Below are 22933 nucleotides of genomic sequence, written 5' to 3'. Positions count from 1 at the left end.
TCGGCCACCGCCTCCCAGCTCTCCGAGCTGCCGTTGCCCTTGCCCCTTGCCGGGTCTCTGCCTGAGGACAGCCCCGTTCAGGACACCCCGTTGCTCCAGGAGCCGCAGGACCGCACGGTGCCGTTCAGGATCTGACAGGCGCGAACCCGAACGTTGGTCTCCTCATCGAGGTCGCCGGTCGCCCAGCCGGAGCACTGTGCACCGGTGCCGTTCGCGCGGCGGTCGATGGTGTTGTTCCGGCCGACGTCGAGCTGGGCCTGGACGCCCCAGCCGTCCCCGGGCACCTGGTCGCAGGCCCGGATCGCGTCGCCCGGGAGGTCGGGCCGGCCGGGCTCGGGAATGTCGTAGGGGTCGGCCTGGAAATAGGCCGCGCCCAGGCGGGCGCCGTTGGGGCCGTACACGTACGCCGTCGCGTTCGACGACGCGTGCGCCGAGCCGGCCAGGCCGAGCACCAGGCCGCCTGCCGCGACGGCGGCCAGGGCGCCCCGGCCGAACCTCGTCGTTGCCTTCCGCATGTTCCCCTCCTTGGTCGTGCTCCGTTCCCCTACCAGGGATCAGGATGGGCGACAGCGCGGAGTAATTGTTGACCGGGAGAACACAGTCGCTTGACGATCCGTGCACGGGGTGAGAGGAGATGGACCTTGATCGTGTGGGTGAACGGGGCGTTCGGGAGCGGGAAGACCACGCTGGTGGAAGAGCTGCGGTCCCGACGGCCGGAAGCTCTCGTCTATGACCCGGAGATGGTCGGCTACGTCCTGAGGGAGATCGTGGACGTCCCGACCGGCGACTTCCAGGACCTCCGCCTGTGGCGTCGGCAGGTGGCGGAGTTGGCGGTGGGCCTCGTAGAGGAGTACGGCCGCCCGTTGCTGGTCCCCATGACACTCGTCAATCCCGAGTACGTGGAGGAGATCTTCTCCACCCTGAGGAAGGCCGGCATCACTGTGCACCACTTCTTCCTCCGGGTTCCGCCCGAGGTCCTGGAACAGCGCATCGATGGCCGCAGCTTCACACCGGACGACCCCGAGCGGGATGAACGCGTACGCCGCTGGTGCAAGTCGAAGATCCCGTCCTGCATGGCGTTCTTGGCCGAGGTGCCCGCCGACGCGGTGGTGCTGAACGGTGAGTTGTCGCCGAGGGCACTTGCCGATCAGGTACTCAACAGCATCCGGGTCGTGTCCGCGCCAAGGAAGACGCCCCAGCCAACTGACGGAGGTGCCTGCGCTGCTTTGGCTACATGAGGGGACAGGCCAGTTCAGGCCTCGAACGGTTCGGGGAACACGTCACCACCGACAGGGACAGAAACGAGGGTCGTTCGAGGTAGAAGCCCAGCGTCACATCAGTCCCGGACTCCGGCCGCTCCGCAGCGGAGTTGACGAGAACGGCGAGCCGGACGATGTCCCGCTGTGTCTCGGAGGCGAACCGGGGCGCGTACTCGGTCAACCGGTCCCCGGCCCACGCCGCCGCCTCCTTCGCCTCATCCCACGTGCCTCGAACCAGGGAACGCGGCTTGACGAGCCAGTAGGCCGTTTCCAGCGGAGGCAGGTCAACGGTGGGGAACTCCGCCGCCACCTCGCGGTAACGCTGGATCAGTTCCGGTTTGCCCCCGGCCGGGGGCGGCTCGGGATGTGGGGGCCGCCGTAGGGCTTCGCTGTCGAAACGCTGTTTCGGGCCGGTCCACAGGTAGCCGTGATGGTGCACCAGTCTTCCCGTCGGGCTCAGAAGTGAAGGGGGACAGCCGGCCCCACCCAGGGAAGGGGTGGGGCCGACGGAGGGGAAAGGTCAGACGGACAGGCCGAACCGCGCCGGGTCGATCCCGGCCGCGTCCAGTTCCTCAGTGGTGAACCGCAGCGGCTGGGCACCCGGCCGCTTGCTGTCCCCGAGGGCCCAGGCGTCGTCGCCGATCCGGGCCAGGGTCACGCACCCCTCGGTGCAAGGACCGCCGCACGCCTTCACGAACGAGGTCCCGTCGATGTCGAGCGCGTACAGATCACTTCCGTTCAGCATTGCTGCACCTTCCTGCTCACCTGATCGCGGCCATGGCTGACCGCCGCCGCCCGGCGTCGGGCGGGAGTTTCATGGGAGGGTGGAGAGGAAGGCGCCTGATGCCCGGAGCTACGACCCGGCCTTCTGAGTGGCGGCTGTGAGGCTCCGAGCCCCGGCCGCGATACGAAGCGCTTCCGCTATCTGCTCGATGTGCTCAGCGTGGATCGTTCCCACGCGCACGAGGGGCGTCCCTGAGTGAGTGATCATGGGCCGCAGATGCTGCTGTACACGCTCGGGACTGCCGAGAGCGGCCAGCGCTTCACGCAGTGTGTTCGTGGCGTTGTCCGCCCGCCTACGGCTGTCCCGCCACGTTTGCATGTCCATCAATGACTCTCCGACTGGTGCTCGCGAAGCTCCACATTGCAGTCGGACACGGAGCTGTAGTCACCGGTGGAACGCGCATTCCGTCTGGCGTTCACGAGAGACAGGCACTTGGCACAGCCTGGCACGGCGGAAGGCTCGGCCGGTGGCTCGGTCAGGTGATAGCCCTGCGGCTTCTGCGTCGGCATGTCTGCCTCCCCGGCTTTGATCGCTGGGTAACCATGGTCAGCCGCTGTGCATCCCCACTCATAGCGGATTGCGCGTGATTGCGAGGCAATCAGCTGAGCGAGTTCATGGCTGCCGTGATCAGCGCACGGGCCTTCGCGCCGTACACCGCGTTGTCGGCGAGTTCGGCGAATGTCTCGGCGTACATGGCCACTTCCTGGGGCTGTGTGATCGTGAGGTAGCCGGAGACCAGCTCGACGTTGACCTGTGCTGTGTCGTAGATCCAGAAGCCCTCTGTCGGCATCCGGGAGCGGCCCGTCCGCGTTCGTACCACGCCCAGGCTGACGTTGGGTAGCGCGGCGACCATCAGCAGGTGCTCAAGCTGCTCTTGCTGCGTTTCCGGCTCACCGAGCGCGTTGGACAGAACCGACTGCTCGACGAGGAACGCGAAACGGCGGTGCCCCTCGTGCAGCACGCGCTGACGCTCCATCCGCGCGGCCACGGCATCAGCCACGTCGTCGACCTCGACGCGTCGCCGTTGAACGGCCCGCAGCACCTCCTCGGTATAGCCGTACGTCTGGATCAGGCCGGGCACGAAGTTCGGCGAGTAGGCGCGGAAACGAGTGGTGCGCTCATACAGCGGAAGAACGGACTCCTGCGCGCGTCGCAGCCCTGTGCGCTCTATGCGGTGCCACTGAACCCACATGCTCTCCACGGTCCGCAGAGAGGCAATCAGGTCGTCTGCCTGGTCCTCCGCGCCGCAGGCACGGCACCATGCGCGGATGTCGTCGGCGGACGGTGAAGCCTTCGCGGTGGCTATCCGGGACACCTTGGAGGGGTGCCACCCGCACGCCGCAGCGAGCTGCTTACCTTCCAGCCCGGCGTCCCGGCACAACTCGCGAAGACGATCCGCAAGAGCCTGCCGGGCCGCCTGGACGCTGGAGGATGATGTAACTGCCATGGGTCAGACGGGCTTGTACTCCTCATGAGGGGTGGCCCGTTCCCACACGGCCTCGAACGCGTCAGCGCACAGCTTCACCACTCGTGGGTCATCGAAGTGCTCTGGGCCGGCCGATGCCCCTTCGCCGGTGAAGTGGTTGAACTTCCCATACGCTCCGTCGAAGACCCAGAAGTCGTTGCCGGGCAGGGCAATGTCAGAGGCACGTCGCCGGGGCAGCCAGCGCACCTGTTCGCCCCCGGCGAGGTTAACCGGGCCGGTCACGTCGTACTCAAACCGGCAGTAGTCCGACAGGGGTTCGCTGACGATCCGTGCGCGACGCACAACCACCCCGCGCCCTGTCGCTTGCTTCATCAGCTCCGTCCATGTCTGGTACTGAGCGGCAGCGTCGGGAACTCGGCCCTGCTGCCAGGCGATGAACCCCGGATCGTCCCGGATGTAGCTGTCCCTCATCTCCAGATGGACAGCGCTCCTCGTGACGCTGGCCCATTCTTCCTCAAGCGTCTTCCCTGTCACTGCTCGCCTCACCATCGCTTTCGGGCAGGGGGATGTACTGCAACATGACTTTGGGCAGCCGGATGATCGCCTCGTGGTCCGGAACGTCTGTCCCGTGACCGGGGATCGAGCCGATCTCCTGGCACGCCTTCACTTCTGTTTCCGTGGCCTTGTACGACTGGATCAGGAGATCACCGCTGTCCTCGTCCAGCCAGATCGTCGGAGACTCGTTACCTGGTGTGTTGGGGATGATCCCAAGAAAACGCAACCTCATGCCTGCTCCCTGTGTCGATCCGATTGCGGCCAGTTGCTCGACCCTCACTCCAGAGACGAAGCCCGTCAACGGCGCACGGGGTGGGAAGGGGGCGCAGTGGGTTGGCCACGTGACCAGCGCGTGACCGACAGCGGCCAGGAACGGGCGGAAACAGCAGGTGAGTATGACCGGACGCGACCGGGCCCAGGGGCTGAGAGGGTAAGTTTTCGCAGGTCAGTCGACTAGTGGGCTGATGCCTGAGTGGAGTGCAGGTCCTCCCTCGGGCAACCAGAAGCCCCCTGAGGAGGCGTCGGGTGCTACGGCGTGGCCGGGGATTCCGATACGTCAGCCGTGGGTCTGGCTCGCCTGCAGAGTACGGAGGAGCGCTCCGAAGGCGGTGGGGGCGGTCGAGAGTACTGCCTGGGTGGGGTCGGCGCTCTCGGTGAGGTGGACGCTTGTGGGGGTGGCGGATATGTGGACGCAGGATTCGCCCTGGGCGCAGTAGGACGACTTCTGCCATGTGTCGGCGGCCATGCGTGTCCTTGTCCGTGCTGCGGGAGTGGGGTGCCTCCAAGGGCGGGAAGCTGCTGTGGGCCGAGTGCGGGGAGGCGCGGTGAGTGGGGCGGCGCAGATCGTGGGGAACGGTGTGCCATGCCCGTCGTGGACGTACGGCGCCATATTGGGAGGTGATGATCCACAGGCTGTGGGCGAGTAGTTCCTCAGTCCTCCAGATCCACCCGCACCGTCAGCAGATCCGTCCCCACCAGCCGCACCACCGCGCTGTTGGACCTGGGCAGGGTGCGCAGGCGGGCCATGGCGTCGTCGTCGGGCAGGAGATGGGCCGTTCCCTCGTGCCACCGTCCCCCGATCCGTACCCGCACCCGAGGGTTCGCGCGGATGTTGCGGATGTATTGGGACCTGGCCCCGTGCTCCGAGACCAGCCAGAAGGAGTCGCCGATGCGGCGGCCGCCCACGGGGGTGCGGCGGGGCAGGCCGGACGCGCGGCCCATGGTCTCCAGCGCCGTCTGGAACGGGATCCGGCGCATGACCGGGTTGAGGATCCGGCGCTGGAAGGCCGTGACGGCTCGGAGCTTGCGGTCGTCGTTGCGGGTCATGGGCTGTGGGGCTCCTGATGTTTGCCGGTTGTCGGAGGACTTCCTCACCGAGCGGGTGAATAGCAGGCGTCCCACGCGTGCGGGGAACGCCACGCCGAGTGGAACGAAACACTTTGCCGCTTCTTTGTGCGTCGGCATGCTGGTCGTGTGCCCGGGCCGTCGGGGCCCGGTGTTCATCCATGCTGCGACGGGGGCAGACGCGATGATCGAAACAGTGTTCCGTACCGATGACTTACCGGTGGCCGACCGGGTCGACGCGTGGCGGGAGAGGCTGTCCCAGACACACGCGCCCGTGGACCTGGTCTGCCGCCCGGACTCCGACTTCAGCGTGTACCAGCGCGTCATGCGACTGGGCACTGTGCTCGTATGGCCCTCGGTCACCGCGGCTCACGCCATCCGGCGGACACCGGAACTCATCCGCGGCTCCGATCCGGAGATGCTCAACCTCTCGCTGATCACCAAGGGCACACTGGGGTTCCGTATGAACGGCCCGGACGCCGTATACGGCCCATGGGACTTCCGTACCAACGACTCCTCCCGCCCGTTGGAGATCCTCATGGGCGGCCCGCGCAGGGACGTCGTGCACGCCGTGTGCGTCGACGTCCCCAGGGCACGGCTGCCCCTGCCCTCGGACGAGATCGACCGCGTGATCGGTCACCGGCTCTCGGGACGGGAAGGCGTCGGGGCCCTGCTGGCCGCCTTCCTCACCACCCTGGCGGACAACCCGCGTGCGTACACCGCCGCCGACGAGCCCCGCCTGGAGACGGTCCTGGTCGATCTGCTCGCCGCCCTCTTCGCGAACGCGCTCGACTCCATGGACTCCGTGCCCGCCGAGTCCCGAAGACGGACCCTGGCCCTGCGCATCCAGGCGTTCATCCGCGACCACCTGCACGACCCCGATCTGACGCCGGCCGGCATCGCGGCCGCGCACCACATCTCGACCAGTTACCTCCACCGGCTGTTCCAGGACCGCGAGACCACGGTGTCCGGCTGGATCCGCCACCTTCGTTTGGAGCGCGCCCGCGAGCAGCTCGCCGATCCCGCCCGCAGCGACGTCCCCGTGCATCTCGTCGCCGCACGCGCGGGTTTCGAGCACCATCCGGTCTTCACGCGCGCCTTCCGCGCCGCCTACGGCATGTCGCCCCGCGAGTACCGCCGCCGCGCCCTGCTCCAAGGGGACCAGCGCCGGTACATCCACTGACTGGGCGTCAGCAGGCCTCCGCGCACGGGCGCCGGGGACGGAACGTCAAAGAACTGTGGACCCGGCGTCAACACGAGTGCTCCTGCCACACGGAGGATGAAAGCGGTCGCTTGAGACCCGAGCGGCTGACAACACGGGGAGATGTTCATGACCACGATCGAGTTCGATCATGTGCGGTACGGCTCGACGGAGACTTGCGTGAAGGCGTTCCAGAAGGCCCTTATAGCCGCCGGCTACAAGATCCCGTCGGGCGCCACCGGCAAGTACGGCGACGAGACGAAGAGCGCCTGCGCCAAGTTCCAGCGTGCGCAGGGCTGGTCGGGCAGCGGGGCGGACGGATTGCCGGGCAAGGAGACGTTCACCCGGCTCGGGCTGAAGGACGGGGGCCACGGCTCGGGGGGACGGGTGTCCTCACCGGTGCCCGGCCACAAGGTCGGCACACCCTACGGCCAGCGTGGCAGCTGGCAGGCCGGCTACCACACCGGTGACGACTACCCGGCGCCCACGGGCACCCCCGTGGTCGCGGTGCGGGCGGGCACCATCGCCTGGTCGAACGGTGACGGGAAGTCGTACGGGAACTGGATCTGCCTGCGCGCGGACAACGGCCGGGACTACGTCTACTGCCACCTGTCCCAGCGCGCCGTCGCCAAGGGCGACAAGGTGAAGGCGGGCGACAGGCTCGGCAAGGTCGGGGCGACCGGGAACGTGACCGGCCCGCACCTGCACTTCGAGGACCGTCCCCGTGGCGGCGGGTACGGCAACGACCGCAAGCCCTCCTGGTGAGGTTGCCATGGCGACACCGCTTTCCGCGGCGAAGCTCCTCGCCGCTCTGCGTGCCGAAGGCGTACGGGTCGTGGAGGTCGGCGACTGGCGTACGCACAACCGCAACCACATGGGCCCCTGGGGACCCGTCAACGGCGTGATGATCCACCACACCGTGACCTCGGGCACCCAGAAGTCCGTGGCGATCTGCCGGGACGGCTACAGCTCACTGCCGGGCCCGCTGTGCCACGGTGTCATCGCCAAGGACGGCACCGTCCACCTCGTCGGCCACGGGCGCGCCAACCACGCCGGCGGCGGCGACCCCGAGGTCCTCGAACGCGTGAAGGCCGAGGACTACGGCAGCCGCCCGCCGAAGCCGACGCGCGGCAACGCCGACGGCGTGGACGGCAACGTCTGCTTCTACGGCTTCGAATGCGTCAACCTCGGCACCGGCGACGACCCGTGGCCGGCGGCGCAGCTGGAGGCGATCGAACGCGTCAGCGCCGCGATCTGCCGTGCCCACGGCTGGACCGCACGCAGCGTGATCGGCCACCTCGAATGGTCCGAGGACAAGATCGACCCGAAGGGCTTCTCCATGCCGGCGATGCGCGACCGCGTCGCGGCCCGCCTGAAGAAGACCCTGCGGTCCGCTCTCGTCGCGGGCTGAGAAACGCGAAGAAACGTACGACGCGCGACGAGAAGGTACGGAAGGTACGACGCACGACGGGGGCGACCAGCGCGAAGGGTACGACGGGCACGGCGGTACGCGATCACGCGCACCGCCGTGCCCCTTCGCTCGTGTACGGGACTAACGCCCCAGGAAGATCGGGTTCGTGAACGCCGCCAGCGGCCCCGGCAACGACGTCACCACGGCCTCGTGCCGCAACTCCGCCCGTACGTACGCCGCGTACTGCGCCGTCGTACGCCACTCGACCGTGCCCGACCCGGACACCGGCAGGGGTTCGCTGGTGTGGAGGACGCCCTGGTCGGTGACGAACCGGACCGTGCAGCGGGGCGCGCCCGTGACCTCCAGACGGACCGTGACCGGGTCGTCGCGGTCCACGTCGAGCCGTTCGCCGATGCCCGCGTGCTCACCCCGCCCGCCGACCGCGGTGAAGGCCAGCGACAGAGTGCTGGACTCGGCCACGTACGAACGCCCCGCCTTCAGGCCCTCCTGGATGGCCTCGCGGGTCAGGTCGTCGGCGAGGACGACCGTCTGGGGCCGGCCCACGGGGTCGGGGTCTCGGTGGGCGTCGCTGCTGCCCATGGCTGGGATCCAGGACCGGCCGTTGTCCGAGCGCACCGAGGCGACGAGCATGCCGTCCCAGTCGGCCAGGGCCACCTCGTCGTCGGGGGTGTACGCCCCGTTCCACACCTCGATCACGTCGGCCTCGCCGAAGCCGAACTTCCAGTTGCAGCCGATGCAGGTGGCGTGCGGGTGGGCGGGGACGACCAGGCCGCCGGCGGCGCGGATCTTGCGTGCGTACTTGCCGAAGCGGTTGTCCCGGGCCCGGTAGCGCCAGTCGATGAACGTGCCGGGGTCCGTGCCCAGCGCCACCACGTGGCCGTTGCGGGTCGTGACCTCCTCGCCGAGCATGATCAACAGGTCGTCACCCGCCTGGTCGGCCCAGTGGGCGTGCGCGGAATGGGTGTTGTGCTCGGAGGTGTTGATGAAGTCGAGGCCCGCGGCACGGGCGAGCGCCGCGATCTCGGCCGGGGTGCGGCGGCCGTCGGAGAACCAGGAGTGCAGATGGCAGTCGCCGCGGTACCAGGCCCGGCCGCGGCCCTTCGCACGGGACGGCGGGTACGTCGGCTTCACCGTCTTCCCCGGTTCGCCGTACGTGAGGGTGATCGTGATCTCGTACGCCAGGCCCTGCGGTGCCACGGTGTACGGGCCGAGTGCGATGTTCCAGGTGCCGGGGCGGACGGGGCCGGGAAGGTAGCCGGGCGTCGCGTCGTCCGCCCGGATGAAGAACTCCGTGCGCGCCCCGCCCGACCAGCCGCGGAAGCCCTTGCCGCCGAGGTCGGTGCCGCGTTCGTCGAAGATGCCGATGTCGAGGGCGTTGCCCACGGTGCCGGACGGCACGGCGGGCCTCTCGTAGGTGTACGCCACGTGCAGTTCCCGTACGCCGGACGGGACCTCGACGGGCAGGTACACGAAGTCGGGGGAGCCGGTGGGCAGCGTGCCGCGCACCGTCCTGGTCTCGGTGTTGTTCGCCGCCTCGGCGGTCGGTCCGTTCGAGAAGCTCACACTCCCCAACGTAAGCGCGGCGGCGGCGCCCGTCACGAACAGGGCGCGTCTGCCCAGGCCGGCACCGTGGTCGTCGTCCTCGCACATGCTGCTGCTCCCAACACGTCTTCGGGTTGCACGGGTGGTGTGGGGTGGTGCAGGGGTGGCGCGCACAACCTTGCTATTCAGCCGTGAACTGCCGTGCAAGGGAAGGGGAGCGGCATGTTGCGCGGAAGCGGCGCGGTCGATCCCAGGGGTTCACGACCGGTGCTGCGGCGACACGGACCCACGGGCAAGACATACCCTCACCCGCCCGGGCGGCCCTGTTTGGGCTGATCACCGCGACCGTATGCTCGAAGGATGACGACTTCCGCGACCCCAGGGACCGGCCCGACCGAGAACTCCATGCGTCGCGCCCTCAAACGTGCCCGTGACGGCGTCGCACTCGACGTCACCGAGGCGGCCGTCCTCCTCCAGGCCCGTGGCGCCGACCTGGAGGAGCTCACCGCGTCGGCGGCCCGAGTGCGCGACGCGGGACTCGCGGCGGCCGGCCGTCCCGGCGTCATCACGTACTCGAAGAGCGTCTTCATCCCTCTGACCCGCCTGTGCCGCGACAAGTGCCACTACTGCACCTTCGTCACCGTCCCCGGCAAGCTGCGCCGGGCCGGCCACGGGATGTTCATGTCCCCGGACGAGGTCCTCGACATCGCCCGCAAGGGCGCCGCGCTCGGCTGCAAGGAAGCCCTGATCACCCTCGGCGACAAACCCGAGGACCGCTGGCCGGAGGCCCGCGAGTGGCTCGACGCGCACGGCTACGACGACACGATCGCCTACGTCCGGGCCATCTCCATCCGCATCCTGGAGGAGACGGGGCTGCTCCCGCACCTCAACCCGGGCGTCATGACCTGGACCGACTTCCAGCGCCTCAAGCCGGTGGCCCCCTCCATGGGCATGATGCTGGAGACGACCGCGACCCGTCTGTGGTCCGAGCCCGGCGGCCCCCACCACGGCTCCCCGGACAAGGAACCGGCCGTACGACTGCGGGTGCTGGAGGACGCCGGCCGCTCCTCGGTCCCCTTCACGTCGGGGATTCTCATCGGCATCGGTGAGACGTACGAGGAGAGGGCCGAGTCCCTCTTCGCGCTGCGCCGCGTCGCCCGCGCCTACCACGGCATCCAGGAGCTGATCATCCAGAACTTCCGCGCCAAGCCGGACACCGCGATGCGCGGCATGCCGGACGCGGAGCTGGACGAACTCGTCGCCACGGTCGCGGTGGCCCGGCACATCATGGGCCCGAGCGCCTGCCTCCAGGCCCCACCGAACCTCGTCGACAGCGAGTACGGACGTCTCATCGGCGCCGGAATCGACGACTGGGGCGGAGTCTCCCCGCTCACCATCGACCATGTGAACCCCGAGCGCCCCTGGCCGCAGATCGAGGAACTCGCCCAGCAGTCGGCGGCGGCGGGCTTCGCACTGGAGGAACGTCTCTGCGTCTACCCGGAGTTCGTGACCCGAGGCGAGCCCTGGCTCGACCCCCGGCTCCTGCCGCACGTACGCGCCCTCGCGGACCCGGCGACGGGCCTGGCCCTCCCGGACGCACCCGTGGAGGGCCACCCGTGGCAGGAACCCGAGGAGGCGTTCCAGCCCTCGGGCCGCACGGACCTCCACACCACGATCGACACCGAGGGCCGCACCTCCGACCGCCGCGACGACTTCGACGAGGTGTACGGCGACTGGGAGGCCCTCCGCGAGGCGGCCGCCCCCGGCATGGCGCCGGAGCGCATCGACACCGACGTCCGCGAGGCCCTGCGCACCGCGGCCGACGATCCGACCCGCCTCACCGACGACGAGGCCCTGGCCCTGCTGCACGCGGACGGCACCGCGCTGGACGCCCTGTGCCGGGTGGCCGACGACGTACGGAAGTCGGTGGTCGGCGACGAGGTGACCTACATCGTCACCCGCAACATCAACTTCACCAACGTCTGCTACACCGGCTGCCGTTTCTGCGCCTTCGCACAGCGCCGGACGGACGCCGACGCCTACACCCTGTCGCTGGACCAGGTCGCGGACCGTGCGCAACAGGCCTGGGACGTGGGCGCGGTCGAGGTGTGCATGCAGGGCGGCATCCACCCGGACCTGCCCGGCACGGCGTACTTCGACATCGCGAAGGCGGTCAAGTCCCGCGTCCCCGGGATGCACGTGCACGCCTTCTCCCCCATGGAGGTCGTGAACGGCGCCACGCGCACCGGCATGTCGATCCGCGAGTGGCTGACCGCCGCCAAGGAGGCCGGCCTGGACTCCATCCCCGGCACGGCCGCCGAGATCCTGGACGACGAGGTGAGGTGGGTCCTGACGAAGGGCAAGCTGCCCACGGCGACCTGGATCGAGGTGGTGACGACGGCGCATGAGCTGGGCATCCGGTCGAGTTCGACGATGATGTACGGCCATGTCGACCAGCCCCGCCACTGGCTCGGCCACCTCCGCACCCTCGCCCGCATCCAGCAACAGACCGGCGGCTTCACGGAGTTCGTGACGCTCCCGTTCATCCACACGAACGCGCCGGTGTATCTGGCGGGGATCGCCCGCCCCGGCCCGACGACCCGCGACAACCGCGCGGTCACGGCCATGGCCCGCCTCCTCCTGCACCCGCACATCCCCAACATCCAGACCAGCTGGGTGAAACTCGGCACCGAGGGCGCCGCCGAGATGCTCCGCTCCGGCGCCAACGACGTCGGCGGCACACTGATGGAGGAGACCATCTCCCGGATGGCGGGCTCGTCATACGGCTCGTACAAGTCCGTCAAGGACCTGATCGCGGTGGCGGACGCGGCGGGACGCCCGGCGAAGCCGCGCACGACGCTGTACGGGGAGGTCCCGGAGGAACGGCAGCGGGCGGCGGCGGAGTCGGACGGGCATCTGCCGGAGTTGCTGCCGGTGCTGGACTGACGGTTGGGGGCGCCCTCGTCGGTTGAAGGGGGCGCCCCCGCACGTACCGGTCGGTTTCCGCTCGGCTACCGCTCGGCCGTACCCGGAAGATGGACGACCAGCAGAACGACACCGCTCAGAGTGAAGACCCGCATGGCCGCGTCCAGCCCGTTCCAGTCCCCCGACTGCCACATCACGAACCACTCACCGCCGATGCCTATGAACCCGGCGCCGAACAGCAGCATGAGCATCAGCAACCCGAGCGTCGAGACGCGCCGGGCGCGGTGCTGGTCACGGCGCACCCACAGGTACGTGGCGAAGATGAGGACGACTGCGGCGACGGTCTCCCACGCGATGATGGCGACGTACGCCGCGTCCTGAAGCGCCCGCGACTCGATCGCCCGCCACATCAGGTCCTCGTCCTTGAACGTCGTGTCCATCGCGAGAACGTGCCGGACGAACGCCTGATTGGTACCGAAGTCCGTGATGTTGCTGAACGCGACGAGGGTGATGTAGAGGGCGACCGTCGCGGTGAGGAGGGTGGCGGCGAGGGGAGGAGGGTGGATCGGGAGCTCTGGTTCGTATGAGGTGCCTGTGTAGTGGTCATGCTTGGACTATGACCATCCAGGGCCGATCAACCCCAAGTAATTTTCTAAAGGTTGCGGTGCCCCGTGAACGTCACGAACTGGGCCCACGCACCCTCCGCGAACGCGAGCCGCGCGCCGTCCCTGTCCTTGGAGTCGCGGACGTGGACGGTGGTGAGGGCGGTGGCGTGGGCTATGGCGACCTCGACGCACTCAGGGCCGTCGTTGCCGCTGTAGCTGCTCTTGAACCACTCCAGCGTGGAAGTCATGTTTCCTCTCCCTGGATCTTCTCGATGAAGGCGACGGACTCCCGGGGTGAGAGAGCCTGCGCGCGGATCATTCCATAGCGCATCTCCAGGATCTGGACGTCCCGGGGATCACTGATCACTCGGCTGTACAGCTGACCCTCCGTGTGGCCAAGTGTCTTGCCCGCCCGGAGTTTCAGCACCTGGATCGAGCCCATCATGCCCGCGTGATCCTCACGGTCCATGGGCATCACCTGGATCGAGACATGCCGCAACTTGCTCATCTCCAGCAGGTGTTCGAGCTGCTGCCGCAACACCATTCTGCCCCCGACGGGCCGCCGTAGCGTCACCTCTTCCTGGACAAAGGTGAGCAGCGGGCGTGGCACACGCTCGAAGACGGCCTTCCTCGCCATGCGCGCGACGACGAGACGGTCGACCTCCTCCTCCGTGTACGCGGGCCGCCGCATCTCGTACAACGCCCGTGCGTACTCCGGTGTCTGCAGCAGTCCGTGGATGTGGAGGGCGGCGTAGGCGCCGAGTTCGACGGCCTCGTCCTCCAACTTCGCCAGATCCCGTACCTTCTTCGGATACTGAGCCTTCTCTACGTCCTCCTTCATCACGGAGAGCTTCCCGCCCGCCCCGAGCACGTCATCGGCGTTGTCCAGGAAATCAGGCTTCGGACTCCTCCGCCCGCGCTCCACTGGCGAGACCATCTCCCCGCCGTACCCGATCGCCGAACCGAGCTCCGGCTGCGTCAGTCCGGCGGCTTCCCGCCACATCTTGATCTGACGGCCGACCGTCCTGAGAACGGCCGCGGCCTCTTCGTCCTCCACCTTTGCCCCTTCCGGCGTACGAGCTGTACGACCCCGAGGCACAACCGGACAGTCACGCTCCGTACTGGAGTCGTTGCTGTTCAGCGTAGGAACGGACGGGCCACGCTGAGTGACGTGAACCAAGAAACACTTCGCCAAGTCCCCAGCAAGGCGTACCTCTCCGTTGTCCAGTTGTCCGCCACTCGAAGGGGCGCTCGACTGGCCCGTCTGCTCGCGGAACGCCAACTCGCCGACTGGGGCGTGCCCTTCGCGGATGAGGCGGTGCTGGTCGTGGCGGAGCTCGCCTCAAATGCCGTGTTCCACGGGCGGGTTCCGGGGCGGGACTTCCGGCTCGCGCTCAGGCTCGACCCGGCTGGCCCCCTCCGTATCGAGGTGACCGACGCTCGCGGAGACCGGCTCCCTCGCAACCCCGACCCGGCCACGGCGGACGCCGAATCGGGCCGTGGTCTGTTGCTCGTGACGGCGTACGTCGACCGCTGGGGCGTCGACGAGGCGCCGGCGGGCTGCAAGACGGTGTGGGCCGAGATGTCGGGGCCGGATCGCAGGGTTCAGTGACCCGGCCGGGCCCGACGGCAAAGAAGAAAGAACCGGGGAAAGAACCCACCCCGCCCCACCCAGCCCGTCACTCACCGAACCCCCGGGCACCCGAGCATCGCGATCACTCGGTCGGGTGATCGCGACCGATCGCGCTGGCGCGTTCGTGATCTGATCGGGCAGCCTCAGACCTGACAGACAACCGCACACGGAAACGGCCCCCGCCGGGACTGCCATCCCGGACGAGGGCCTGACCACCGAGGAAGGCAAGACTTCCCGATGACTGAGCAGCACCTTAGCGCGCACGTGCGCCCCCGTTCCGTCCGTTCTCGTCTCGGAGTTGATCACTTGGACGAACGCCACGACGAACAGTTCACTGTCGTCGGAAACCATCTGGCCCAGCATCCCGACCTGTCGCTGACCGCCATCGGTCTCGCGGTCCACATCCAGTCACTCCCGACCGGAAGCCTCGTCGGCATCAAGGTCCTGGCGGCGAAGTTCCCCGAGGGGGAGACGCGGATCGCCTCGGGCCTGCGGGAGCTGGAGAAGCACGGCTATCTGTCCCGCACCAGGGAGCGCCTCCCGTCAGGGCAGATCGTGACGCGCACGACTTCGTACAACAAACCCCGGACAGACGTGATCCGTACCGCCCGTACCGCCCGTACGACCCGGGTGGCCCCCGCACCCCGCCGCGAAGCGGCCCCAGAACCCAAGGAGCCGGAACAACCGGCCCCTGCCGCACCGCTACCCGTCCCGGACACCCCTGACCTGCCTGTCCACCGTGCTGCGCGAAACGTACTGGCGGGGCTGCGCGCCGTTGACCCCCGCCTCCACCTCGCCGAGCGCGATGTACGTCGCCTCAGCCCGGCTGTTGCCGTCTGGCTGGCGCGGGGCGTCGCCCCCGACGACGTACAGCGAACGCTCGCGGCCGGGCTGCCACCGGAAGGTGTGCGCCATCCGGCGGGCTTCGTGGCCCACCGCCTCTCCGCGCTCCTGCCCCCGCCCTTCGAGCACGCACCGGAGGCGGCCCGCCCCGACCCCTTCCAGAACTGCGACGGGTGCGACCGTGCATTCCGGGCCGCCCGGCCGGGCCGCTGCCGCGACTGCCGTGCCGCTGAGCTGGCGGTGGCGTGAGGCATGCCACGAGCGACTCATGCGGCCCGTGCCGTCCCCGCGCCACACCGAACCCTCCACCGGTACCGTACGAGGAGCGACCCACCAGCACCGGAGGTCACCGTGAGTGCTCAGAGCGACGGCCCGTACGGACCGCTGATCCCTATGCCTGAGCTCACCCCGGACGCGCTGCGCGCCGCAGTCGCCCGGATCGCACCGAGCCGGATTCCGGCACTCACGCAACACCTGTTCGAGGCCACGACGAACGCACAGCAGGCGCAGAGCCTCGCGCCGCTGCGCGCGTTCGTGCACTCGTGGGCCGTGTTCATCGCGATCGAACGTCATCCGGCGCGTGCCGAGCGCCTGCGCGAGCTGGAGCGGATCGTGGACGCGGGTGAACAGGACCCCTCCGAGGCCATCACCGAGATCCGCGCGATCCGGGAAGCGGCCGAAGCCGAGGCAGGGCTGTGACCGACTGGTCCTGGGACTACAACCCGAGCGCCGAGTACGTCACCGATGGATTGCCGCCGGGAGTCGTCGCGGAGGTCGAGCGGCTCGCCACCGAGTTGGCCGTCCTTGGGCATGACTCCGTTCGCGTCGGCAGGCCCCTCGACAGGGAGGGCGGTCTGCGTGAGTTCGACTTCCTCGGCGGCCGCGGCTTCATCAGCTTCCTCCCAGTGCCGAGGCACGAGTGCGTCTACGTCTGCAACGTCACTTGGTACGGCTGAATCCCTTGAGGCTGCCGACTGTCGGCTGCCCTGATGAGAAGGCGGACCCAACCCCACCTGATGTTCAATGCCTTGGGCCAGACTGGTGGCCGGTGGAGCGACGGCCCGGCGGAGAGGCGGAGGAACACATGGCGCGGGTGCGGTCGTCGAGGCGGCAGCTGATTCAGCAGCGCAGACGGCAGGCCTTCGTCGGGCGGGACGCCGAGCGTGCCGCGTTCCGCGACAACCTCGATCTCGCGCCCGACGCCGGGGCCGCATGGTTCCTGTTCCATGTGCACGGGAACGCAGGGGTCGGAAAGACCTTCCTGGTACGGGAGTTGGAGCAGATCGCCCGTGACCGCGGGGCGCTGACCGCGTACGCCGACGAGGCCGTGGGCAGCGTGCCCGAGGTCCTGGGGGCGATCAGCGCTCAGTGCGCGGCGCAAGGGCACCGGTTCAAGGAGCTGGACAGGCTGCTGGCCGTACACCGTGAGCGGCGGTACGAGGCCGAGGTCGCCGCCCTCGCCGCCGTGCCCGACCCGCAGGCGGAGCCCTCGGCGGGCAGTACGGCTGTCGCGCGGGTGGCGACGGCGGCGCTGGGGTACGTGCCGGTCGTCGGTCCGCTGGCCAGTGCCGGCGTGGACGCCGCCCAACTCGCCCGGGGCGTCGACCAGATGCGCACCGGGATCGGCACCCGCTTCCGCAACCAGGAGGACGCCCGGCTGGTCCGGGAGCCCGAGCAGGTGCTGACGCCGGTGCTGTTGAGGGAGGTGCGGGAGGCCGCCGCCGATGTTCCCTGGATCGTCCTGTTCCTCGACACGTACGAGCGCACGGGTCCCGTCCTCGACCGCTGGCTGCACGATGTGCTGGCGACCGACCGGTACGGGGAGGTCCCGGACAACCTGGTCGTCGTCACCTCCGGCCAGTACCCCCTCGACACGGTTCGCTGGAGTGACGTCGCCGACTTCGTGACCGACCTGCCGCTGGGGCCCTTCACGGAGGCGGAGGCACGCGGGCTGCTCGCGGACAGGGGAGTGGTGGCCGAGCCGGTCGTGGCGGAGGTGCTCCGGCTCACGGGCGGGCTTCCGGTCCTTGTGTCGACGCTCGCGCAGGCCCGGCCGGTGGACGTGGACGACGTCGGGGACCCGAGCGTGACCGCCGTGGACCGCTTCCTGAAGTGGGAACAGGACCCTGTGCGCCGGGCAGCGGCACTGGCCTGCGCGTTCCCCCGGCAGTTGGACGCCGACATCGTCCAGGTCGCTGTGCGGTGCGCGGACGACGAAACCGAGACGTACTTCGAGTGGCTGCGCGGGCTGCCCTTCGTGAGTGATCGCGGGGACCGGGTGAAGTACCACGACCTCGTACGGGCCCCCATGCTGCGGTTGCAGCGGCACCGGTCCCCGCGCCAGTGGATCGCCCGGCACCGTCGCCTCGCCCAGGCCCTCGGGCAGTGGCGGGCCGAGATCGAGACGGAGCTCGGCGGCGAAGAGGCGGCCTGGACGGACGAGTGGTGGCGACGGCTGAGGCTGGAGGAGTCGTACCACCGGTTGTGCGCCGGGCTGCGGACCGCGCCGGCCGACGTCCTGCGGGACTTCGTCGTGGCCTGCGACCAGGGCGAGGACGTGGCCCGGCGGTGGGTGGGGCTGCTGCGGGACGCGGGGGAGGACGCGGGGGCCCAGGGGCTGCGGGACTGGGCGGACGGGCTCGCCGGGGCGCTCGAACGGGGACGTGAGGCCGCCGCACTCGAACTGCTGCTGGTGCAGGCCGGCGAACTGCCACCGCCCGAAGCACACCGCTCGACCTTCGACTGGATGGCTGAAGAGCAAGAACGCGGGAGCATGCACGGACCGGCGGCACCAGCAGCACCCGAGGAACGCATCGAGTACGACAGGGTCGACCTGGACGACCGCACCCTGGCCCTGGCCCATGTGGCGCGCGGCAAGGCCCTGCGCGGCTCCGGCGCGTACCAGCGGGCACTCGCGGAGTACGACCGGGCCCTCACTCTCGCCCCCGACCTCGCTCGCGCCCACCGTGGCAAGGCCCTCGCACACGCCGACCTGGGCGACTACCGGACGGCGATCGATGCCCTGGACCGCGCGCTGGAACGGGAGCCGGACCACGCCCGGAGCCTGTCCACGCGAGGCGAGTACCACCGGATCCTGGGGCAGCACGACGAGGCGCTGGCCGACCTCGACAGGGCGATCCGGCTCGACCCGGCCCGGGAGTTCACCTGGGCCTCCCGAGGAGCGACGTGGCTGCGCCTGGGCGACCTCGACCGGGCGCTCGCGGACCTCGACCGGGCACTGGAGCTGGAGCCCGACTACGCGTGGGCGCTGGTGCGCAGGGCCCGGTTGCTGCGCGACCTCGGGGAGCCCACGCGCCAGATGGAGGACCTGGACCGCGCCGTCGCCCTGCAGCCGGACTGGGCCTGGGGCCTGTGCGAGCGCGGCGACGCCCTCCGCTCCGCCGGGCACCACCAGGCCGCTCTCACCGACTACGACCGAGCCCTCGACCTCGACCCCGCCTACGCGTCGGCCTACGCGAGCCGCGCCGTCTCACGGGCCGCCCTGGGCCGTCACGAGGAGGCACTCGCGGATCTGGACCGGGCGGTGGAGCTCAAGCCGCACTACGCCTGGGCCCTGAGTCGACGGGCACTCGTCCACCTGGAACTGGGCGACCCGGCCCGTGCGCAGGACGACGCGGACCGTGCCCTGAGCCTGCGCCCCGACGACCCCTTCGTCCAGGAGACCCACACCCGGGCGCACAACCACTCCGTCACCGGAGACGGTCGACATACCGGTCCGTCCCCGGCACCGTAGGAATGAACGGCGCCACCAACTCGACCCTCCCGAGGCCCGCTTCGGTCACGGCCTCGTCGAGCCCCGTGAAGTGCTCCTCCCAGCACTCCCGTGGATCCGCCTCCAGGAACCACAGCAGCGTGAGCCGCGTGTCGGCGCCCTCGACCTGCTTGACGTACGACATGCGGTCGAGGGGGAGCGGGACCGGCCGGAAGAGGGTGACCATGGCGGCCGGGGAGCCCGCGAGCCGCCTGGGCAGGTGGCGGGAGCGCAACCACTCCAGCAACTCGTCCCGTTCCGCCGGGCCGTCCGCGTCGATGACCTCCACCACCAGGCCCGCGTACGGGTGGTCGAGGGCGTGGAAGTCGCGCGGGCCGGAGGCGCCGTCGCGGTAGACCGTCGCCTCGTGGTCCTGGAAGGCCGTGAAGACGTGGGTACGGTTCTGGTGGACGCGGGCGTCGCGGTTGAGGCGCTTGTTGATGGCGACCGTCCACTTCATGTGGTCGTCGTAGCGACCCGCGGTCACCCAGTACACGGTGATGTAGCAGCCCGCGGTGACCGGCTGCGCCACCGCCGACTTCTCGGGGTAGCGCAGGAGTTGGAGGTCCCTGGTCGCCACCCAGCGGCGGCCCGCGTACATCCAGGGCATCGCCATCGCGCCTGCGTAGTAGTGATCGTCCTCGTACCAACGGTTGTAGGCGTACTCGTGGCCCGGATGCGGTTCGACCATGGTGATCAGGGCGTGGCCGGGGTGGACGCCGTACGGCCCGACGGCCGCCAGTTCCGCGTACACCTCGCTGCGGGTCTCCTGGGACATGCTGCTCCCCTTCCGTGCGAAGCCTTCCGTGTGAAGCCTTCCGTGCGAAGCCTTCCGCGCGATGCCTTCCGTGCGTGGCCGTACCCACCTAATCTGACGGGCCGTCAGTCAATCCGCCAGAGTCCGGGAGGCGCCCATGTCACTGCTGGAGCGGAAGACCGTCGTGGTCTCGGGGGTCGGGGCCGGGCTCGGGCGGCGGGTCGCCGCCGCGGTCGTACGGGACGGGGGCAATGCCGTACTGGGGGCTCGTACGGAGGCGAACCTCGCGAAGGCCGCGGCCGAGCTCGATCCGGACGGTGCTCATACGGCGTACCGCGCGACCGACATCACCGACGAAGCGCAGTGCGAGGCGCTCGCGGGGCTCGCGCGGGAGCGGTTCGGGGGGATCGACGCCGTGGTGCACGTGGCGGCCTGGGACAGCTACTTCGGCGGAGTGGAGGATGCCGACTTCACGACCTGGCAGTCGGTCGTCGACGTCAACCTGCTGGGGACGCTGCGGATGACGCGGGCCTGTCTGCCGGCGCTGAAGGAGCGGGGCGGCTCCGTCGTCATCATCGGGACGCAGTCGTCGGTGGCCGCCCCCTCGCAGGTGCGGCAGGCGGCGTACGCGGCGTCGAAGGGGGCGCTGACCAGTGCCATGTACTCGCTGGCGCGGGAGGTGGGCCCGCACCGGATACGGGTCAACACCGTGCAGCCGGGCTGGATGTGGGGGCCGCCCGTGGAGGCGTACGTCCAGTTCACCGCGCACACCGAGGGCGTGCCGGAGGCGGAGGTGCTGAAACGGCTGAGCGGGCGGATGGCGCTGCCCGAGCTGGCTACGGACGGAGATGTGGCAGATGCGGTGGTATTCCTGGCATCGGACCGCGCCAGGGCCATCACCGGGCAGTCGTTGCTGGTCAATGCGGGTGAGGTGATGCGGTAGGCCGTGACCGGATCGCATGGGGTGACGGTCAAATGGGTCAAGGATGTGAACGGAGGTCACCTCGTAGAACCTTTTTACCGCCTCTTGACTGTTCGGGCCGTTGCCGTCGAAGTGCCCCCGATTTCAGGATGAGCGGGCACTTCGCGGCCGCCTTGGCATGCACGCGGCTGGTGTGGCCTGCTCTGGCCTGCGCATTTGGCCTGTTCCGGCGAAGTGCCCTGCACAACAGCACTGCACGACAGCACAGTTGACAGGGCGGATTCCCGGGAGGGAGCACATGAACGGTCTCGACTGGGCCGTGCTCATCGGCTACTTCGGCGTGATGGTCGCGATCGGTATCTGGTCGCACAAGCGGGTCGACAACGTCAGTGACTTCTTCACAGCCGGCGGGAAGATGCCCTGGTGGCTGTCCGGCATCTCGCACCACATGTCGGGTTACAGCGCGGTCATGTTCACCGGTTACGCGGGCATCGCCTACACCTACGGCGTCACGTCCTTCGTCACCTGGTCCTTCCCGATCGCGCTGGGCATCGCGATCGGGTCGAAGCTGTTCGCCCCGCGCATCAACCGGTTACGTTCCCGGCTGCACGTGGCGTCCCCGCTGGAGTACCTGAAGAACCGTTACAACCTGCCCACGCAACAGGCGCTCGCCTGGTCCGGGATGCTGCTGAAGATCGTCGACGTCGGCGCGAAGTGGGCGGCGATCGCCACCCTGCTGTCCGTCTTCACCGGTATCTCGCTCAACCAGGGCATCCTCATCACCGGCGGCATCACGGCGATCTACTGCACGATCGGCGGCCTGTGGGCGGACGCGCTGACGGAGCTGGGCCAGTTCGTCATCCAACTCCTCGCGGGCATCGCGATGTTCGTCGCTGTCGTCGCCAAACTCGGTGACTACGGCGGCTTCTTCGGCGTCTGGGACGAACCGGCGCTGCAAGGCCACGGCAAGCCGCTGGTCGGTCCGTACGGGACGGTCTTCCTGCTCGCCTTCCTCTTCATCAAGCTCTTCGAGTACAACGGCGGCATGCTCAACCAGGCCCAGCGCTACATGGCCACGGCGACTCCGCGGGAGGCCGAGCGCTCGGCGCGGCTGTCGGCGATCCTGTGGCTGGTCTGGCCGCTGGTCCTGTTCTTCCCCATGTGGATGTCGCCGCTGCTGGTGGAGTCGCAGAAGCCGGACGGGTCGGACTCGTACGCCCTGATGACCGAACAGCTCCTCCCGCACGGCCTGCTGGGCCTCGTCATCGTCGGCTTCTTCTCCCACACGATGGCCATGTGCTCCTCCGACGCCAACGCCATCGCCGCCGTCTTCACACGGGACTGCGCACCCGTGCTCTCGGCGAAGGCGCGGGCGTGGAGCCAGCGCTCGGGGCTGATCGCGGCCCGGGTCTCGACGGTCGTCTTCCTGGGGCTGTCCATGGCGGCGGCGACCCAGGTCAACTCGCCGACGTTCAAGGACATCATCACGGTCGTGATCAAGTGGGTCGCGGGCCTGATGGGTCCGATGGCCATTCCCATGATGCTGGGCCTGCTCCGTCCGTTCCGCCGCTCCGGTCCTACGGCGGCACTGACCAGCTGGGCCTGCGGACTGTTCGCCTTCTGGCTGGTCAACTACCCGATCAGCTGGAACATCGACGGCGGCGTCCCCCTCCAGTACCAGGTGTCCATCCCGCTGGCCGTGTCCCTCGTCCTGTACATCCTCATCGGCTTCCTCAAGCCCGAGGACACGCCGGAGCGGCTGGCGATCATCGAGCAGATCAACTCGGACGGCGACGGGGCCGCTGCCGCGGCGGCGCCGCCGGGGTCGAAGGACGCGTCGAGTCCGTCGGGTGTCTGAGGGACCCCCCTTCCCTGGGGGCTGCCGCCCCCAGACCCCCGCATCGGCCTGAACGGCCTCGTCCTCAAGCGCCGG

24 protein-coding genes and 1 pseudogene are annotated in these 22933 nt (G+C 69.2%); 12 read left to right on the top strand and 13 right to left on the bottom strand.

The window, feature by feature from the left end; all coding sequences use genetic code 11:
• Positions 1 to 77 precede the first annotated feature (77 nt).
• A complete protein-coding gene (locus E0500_RS05855) occupies positions 78 to 515 on the bottom strand; it encodes a hypothetical protein (protein WP_131568267.1) in 438 nt (145 codons plus the stop codon).
• 126 nt (positions 516 to 641) lie between these two features.
• Here E0500_RS05855 and E0500_RS05850 point away from each other — a divergent pair, with 126 nt between their 5' ends.
• Positions 642 to 1238, top strand: coding sequence for an AAA family ATPase (locus tag E0500_RS05850; RefSeq protein ID WP_131568265.1), 597 nt, complete (start codon positions 642 to 644; stop codon positions 1236 to 1238).
• On the opposite strand, the gene E0500_RS05845 is transcribed toward E0500_RS05850, so the two are convergent.
• From E0500_RS05845 to E0500_RS05815, 7 genes are all read right to left on the bottom strand, one after another.
• Complete coding sequence (locus E0500_RS05845) at positions 1231 to 1698, bottom strand: hypothetical protein (protein WP_131568263.1); 468 nt, start codon at positions 1696 to 1698, stop codon at positions 1231 to 1233. The genes E0500_RS05850 and E0500_RS05845 overlap by 8 nt on opposite strands.
• An 81-nt stretch (positions 1699 to 1779) precedes the next feature.
• Positions 1780 to 2004 carry a DUF397 domain-containing protein gene (locus tag E0500_RS05840; protein WP_131568261.1) on the bottom strand — a complete coding sequence of 75 codons (225 nt, stop codon included), beginning with the start codon at positions 2002 to 2004 and terminating at the stop codon, positions 1780 to 1782.
• Positions 2005 to 2641: 637 nt separating this feature from the next.
• The gene (locus tag E0500_RS05835; RefSeq protein ID WP_131568255.1) at positions 2642 to 3490 is read right to left on the bottom strand and encodes a helix-turn-helix transcriptional regulator; all 849 of its coding nucleotides are present in this window, start codon (positions 3488 to 3490) and stop codon (positions 2642 to 2644) included.
• Positions 3491 to 3493: 3 nt separating this feature from the next.
• Positions 3494 to 3940 (bottom strand): DUF6879 family protein, encoded by a 447-nt coding sequence (locus E0500_RS05830; RefSeq protein WP_258573177.1) that lies wholly within the window; start codon positions 3938 to 3940, stop codon positions 3494 to 3496.
• Positions 3941 to 3983: 43 nt separating this feature from the next.
• Entirely contained in the window at positions 3984 to 4256 is a 273-nt protein-coding gene (locus tag E0500_RS05825; RefSeq protein ID WP_131568251.1) for a hypothetical protein, read from the bottom strand.
• Between the two features lie 324 nt (positions 4257 to 4580).
• The gene (locus E0500_RS05820; RefSeq protein WP_131568249.1) at positions 4581 to 4769 is read right to left on the bottom strand and encodes a DUF397 domain-containing protein; all 189 of its coding nucleotides are present in this window, start codon (positions 4767 to 4769) and stop codon (positions 4581 to 4583) included.
• A 185-nt stretch (positions 4770 to 4954) separates the two neighbouring features.
• Positions 4955 to 5350, bottom strand: coding sequence for a nitroreductase/quinone reductase family protein (locus tag E0500_RS05815; RefSeq protein WP_131568247.1), 396 nt, complete (start codon positions 5348 to 5350; stop codon positions 4955 to 4957).
• 202 nt (positions 5351 to 5552) lie between these two features.
• Between E0500_RS05815 and E0500_RS05810 the strand changes: the two genes are divergently transcribed.
• The 3 genes and pseudogenes from E0500_RS05810 to E0500_RS05800 all read left to right on the top strand — a co-directional run.
• Positions 5553 to 6551: an AraC family transcriptional regulator gene (locus tag E0500_RS05810; protein ID WP_131568245.1), complete on the top strand. Its 999-nt coding sequence runs from the start codon at positions 5553 to 5555 to the stop codon at positions 6549 to 6551.
• Between the two features lie 147 nt (positions 6552 to 6698).
• Positions 6699 to 7334, top strand: a complete 636-nt coding sequence (locus tag E0500_RS05805) for a peptidoglycan DD-metalloendopeptidase family protein (protein WP_131568243.1) — start codon at positions 6699 to 6701, stop codon at positions 7332 to 7334.
• A gap of 7 nt (positions 7335 to 7341) precedes the next feature.
• Positions 7342 to 7947: pseudogene (locus E0500_RS05800) on the top strand (N-acetylmuramoyl-L-alanine amidase); the annotation flags it as partial.
• 174 nt (positions 7948 to 8121) lie between these two features.
• Here the strand turns inward: E0500_RS05800 and E0500_RS05795 are convergent.
• Positions 8122 to 9651 carry a CehA/McbA family metallohydrolase gene (locus E0500_RS05795; RefSeq protein ID WP_131568239.1) on the bottom strand — a complete coding sequence of 510 codons (1530 nt, stop codon included), beginning with the start codon at positions 9649 to 9651 and terminating at the stop codon, positions 8122 to 8124.
• A 252-nt stretch (positions 9652 to 9903) separates the two neighbouring features.
• On the opposite strand from E0500_RS05795, the gene E0500_RS05790 reads away from it, so the two are divergent.
• Positions 9904 to 12489 carry a bifunctional FO biosynthesis protein CofGH gene (locus E0500_RS05790; RefSeq protein WP_131568237.1) on the top strand — a complete coding sequence of 862 codons (2586 nt, stop codon included), beginning with the start codon at positions 9904 to 9906 and terminating at the stop codon, positions 12487 to 12489.
• A 65-nt stretch (positions 12490 to 12554) separates the two neighbouring features.
• Here the strand turns inward: E0500_RS05790 and E0500_RS05785 are convergent, their stop codons facing one another.
• The 3 genes from E0500_RS05785 to E0500_RS05775 all read right to left on the bottom strand — a co-directional run bounded on the left by E0500_RS05785 (position 12555) and on the right by E0500_RS05775 (position 14130).
• Positions 12555 to 13034, bottom strand: coding sequence for a DUF2165 domain-containing protein (locus E0500_RS05785; RefSeq protein WP_181587212.1), 480 nt, complete (start codon positions 13032 to 13034; stop codon positions 12555 to 12557).
• Positions 13035 to 13120: 86 nt separating this feature from the next.
• Positions 13121 to 13321, bottom strand: coding sequence for a DUF397 domain-containing protein (locus E0500_RS05780; protein WP_131572327.1), 201 nt, complete (start codon positions 13319 to 13321; stop codon positions 13121 to 13123).
• Complete coding sequence (locus tag E0500_RS05775; RefSeq protein WP_131572326.1) at positions 13318 to 14130, bottom strand: helix-turn-helix transcriptional regulator; 813 nt, start codon at positions 14128 to 14130, stop codon at positions 13318 to 13320. The genes E0500_RS05780 and E0500_RS05775 overlap by 4 nt, the downstream gene beginning before the upstream one ends.
• Positions 14131 to 14235: 105 nt before the next feature.
• Between E0500_RS05775 and E0500_RS05770 the strand changes: the two genes are divergently transcribed.
• The 5 genes from E0500_RS05770 to E0500_RS05750 all read left to right on the top strand — a co-directional run bounded on the left by E0500_RS05770 (position 14236) and on the right by E0500_RS05750 (position 19303).
• Positions 14236 to 14685, top strand: coding sequence for an ATP-binding protein (locus E0500_RS05770; protein WP_165935288.1), 450 nt, complete (start codon positions 14236 to 14238; stop codon positions 14683 to 14685).
• Between the two features lie 258 nt (positions 14686 to 14943).
• Complete coding sequence (locus tag E0500_RS05765; protein WP_131560701.1) at positions 14944 to 15798, top strand: helix-turn-helix domain-containing protein; 855 nt, start codon at positions 14944 to 14946, stop codon at positions 15796 to 15798.
• A 102-nt stretch (positions 15799 to 15900) separates the two neighbouring features.
• Positions 15901 to 16248, top strand: a complete 348-nt coding sequence (locus E0500_RS05760; RefSeq protein WP_131560703.1) for a DUF6247 family protein — start codon at positions 15901 to 15903, stop codon at positions 16246 to 16248.
• Positions 16245 to 16505, top strand: coding sequence for a hypothetical protein (locus tag E0500_RS05755; protein ID WP_131560705.1), 261 nt, complete (start codon positions 16245 to 16247; stop codon positions 16503 to 16505). The genes E0500_RS05760 and E0500_RS05755 overlap by 4 nt, the downstream gene beginning before the upstream one ends.
• Before the next feature lie 92 nt (positions 16506 to 16597).
• Positions 16598 to 19303 carry a tetratricopeptide repeat protein gene (locus E0500_RS05750; protein WP_309504969.1) on the top strand — a complete coding sequence of 902 codons (2706 nt, stop codon included), beginning with the start codon at positions 16598 to 16600 and terminating at the stop codon, positions 19301 to 19303.
• Here the strand turns inward: E0500_RS05750 and E0500_RS05745 are convergent.
• On the bottom strand, positions 19260 to 20099 hold the full coding sequence (locus E0500_RS05745; protein WP_131560707.1) for a hypothetical protein: 840 nt from the start codon (positions 20097 to 20099) through the stop codon (positions 19260 to 19262). The genes E0500_RS05750 and E0500_RS05745 overlap by 44 nt on opposite strands.
• Positions 20100 to 20235: 136 nt before the next feature.
• On the opposite strand from E0500_RS05745, the gene E0500_RS05740 reads away from it, so the two are divergent.
• Both E0500_RS05740 and E0500_RS05735 read left to right on the top strand, forming a co-directional pair.
• On the top strand, positions 20236 to 21021 hold the full coding sequence (locus E0500_RS05740) for an SDR family oxidoreductase (protein WP_131560709.1): 786 nt from the start codon (positions 20236 to 20238) through the stop codon (positions 21019 to 21021).
• A 277-nt stretch (positions 21022 to 21298) separates the two neighbouring features.
• Positions 21299 to 22858, top strand: a complete 1560-nt coding sequence (locus tag E0500_RS05735; protein ID WP_131560711.1) for a sodium:solute symporter family protein — start codon at positions 21299 to 21301, stop codon at positions 22856 to 22858.
• Positions 22859 to 22933: the final 75 nt, after the last annotated feature.

The organism is Streptomyces sp. KM273126 (genome assembly GCF_004337435.2).
Lineage (GTDB): Bacteria > Actinomycetota > Actinomycetes > Streptomycetales > Streptomycetaceae > Streptomyces > Streptomyces acidicola.
Note: the sequence above shows the minus strand (reverse complement) of the source record. Positions and strands in the feature narration are given on the sequence as shown.

Coding starts and splice junctions, on each gene's coding strand:
- E0500_RS05855 (WP_131568267.1), bottom strand. CDS start 515: ATGCGGAAGGCAACGACGAGGTTCGGCCGGGGCGCCCTGGCCGCCGTC.
- E0500_RS05840 (WP_131568261.1), bottom strand. CDS start 2,004: ATGCTGAACGGAAGTGATCTGTACGCGCTCGACATCGACGGGACCTCG.
- E0500_RS05830 (WP_258573177.1), bottom strand. CDS start 3,940: ATGAGGGACAGCTACATCCGGGACGATCCGGGGTTCATCGCCTGGCAG.
- E0500_RS05780 (WP_131572327.1), bottom strand. CDS start 13,321: ATGACTTCCACGCTGGAGTGGTTCAAGAGCAGCTACAGCGGCAACGAC.
- E0500_RS05735 (WP_131560711.1), top strand. CDS start 21,299: ATGAACGGTCTCGACTGGGCCGTGCTCATCGGCTACTTCGGCGTGATG.
- E0500_RS05790 (WP_131568237.1), top strand. CDS start 9,904: ATGACGACTTCCGCGACCCCAGGGACCGGCCCGACCGAGAACTCCATG.
- E0500_RS05745 (WP_131560707.1), bottom strand. CDS start 20,099: ATGTCCCAGGAGACCCGCAGCGAGGTGTACGCGGAACTGGCGGCCGTC.
- E0500_RS05815 (WP_131568247.1), bottom strand. CDS start 5,350: ATGACCCGCAACGACGACCGCAAGCTCCGAGCCGTCACGGCCTTCCAG.
- E0500_RS05795 (WP_131568239.1), bottom strand. CDS start 9,651: ATGTGCGAGGACGACGACCACGGTGCCGGCCTGGGCAGACGCGCCCTG.
- E0500_RS05835 (WP_131568255.1), bottom strand. CDS start 3,490: ATGGCAGTTACATCATCCTCCAGCGTCCAGGCGGCCCGGCAGGCTCTT.
- E0500_RS05805 (WP_131568243.1), top strand. CDS start 6,699: ATGACCACGATCGAGTTCGATCATGTGCGGTACGGCTCGACGGAGACT.
- E0500_RS05820 (WP_131568249.1), bottom strand. CDS start 4,769: ATGGCCGCCGACACATGGCAGAAGTCGTCCTACTGCGCCCAGGGCGAA.
- E0500_RS05765 (WP_131560701.1), top strand. CDS start 14,944: ATGACTGAGCAGCACCTTAGCGCGCACGTGCGCCCCCGTTCCGTCCGT.
- E0500_RS05740 (WP_131560709.1), top strand. CDS start 20,236: ATGTCACTGCTGGAGCGGAAGACCGTCGTGGTCTCGGGGGTCGGGGCC.
- E0500_RS05810 (WP_131568245.1), top strand. CDS start 5,553: ATGATCGAAACAGTGTTCCGTACCGATGACTTACCGGTGGCCGACCGG.
- E0500_RS05825 (WP_131568251.1), bottom strand. CDS start 4,256: ATGAGGTTGCGTTTTCTTGGGATCATCCCCAACACACCAGGTAACGAG.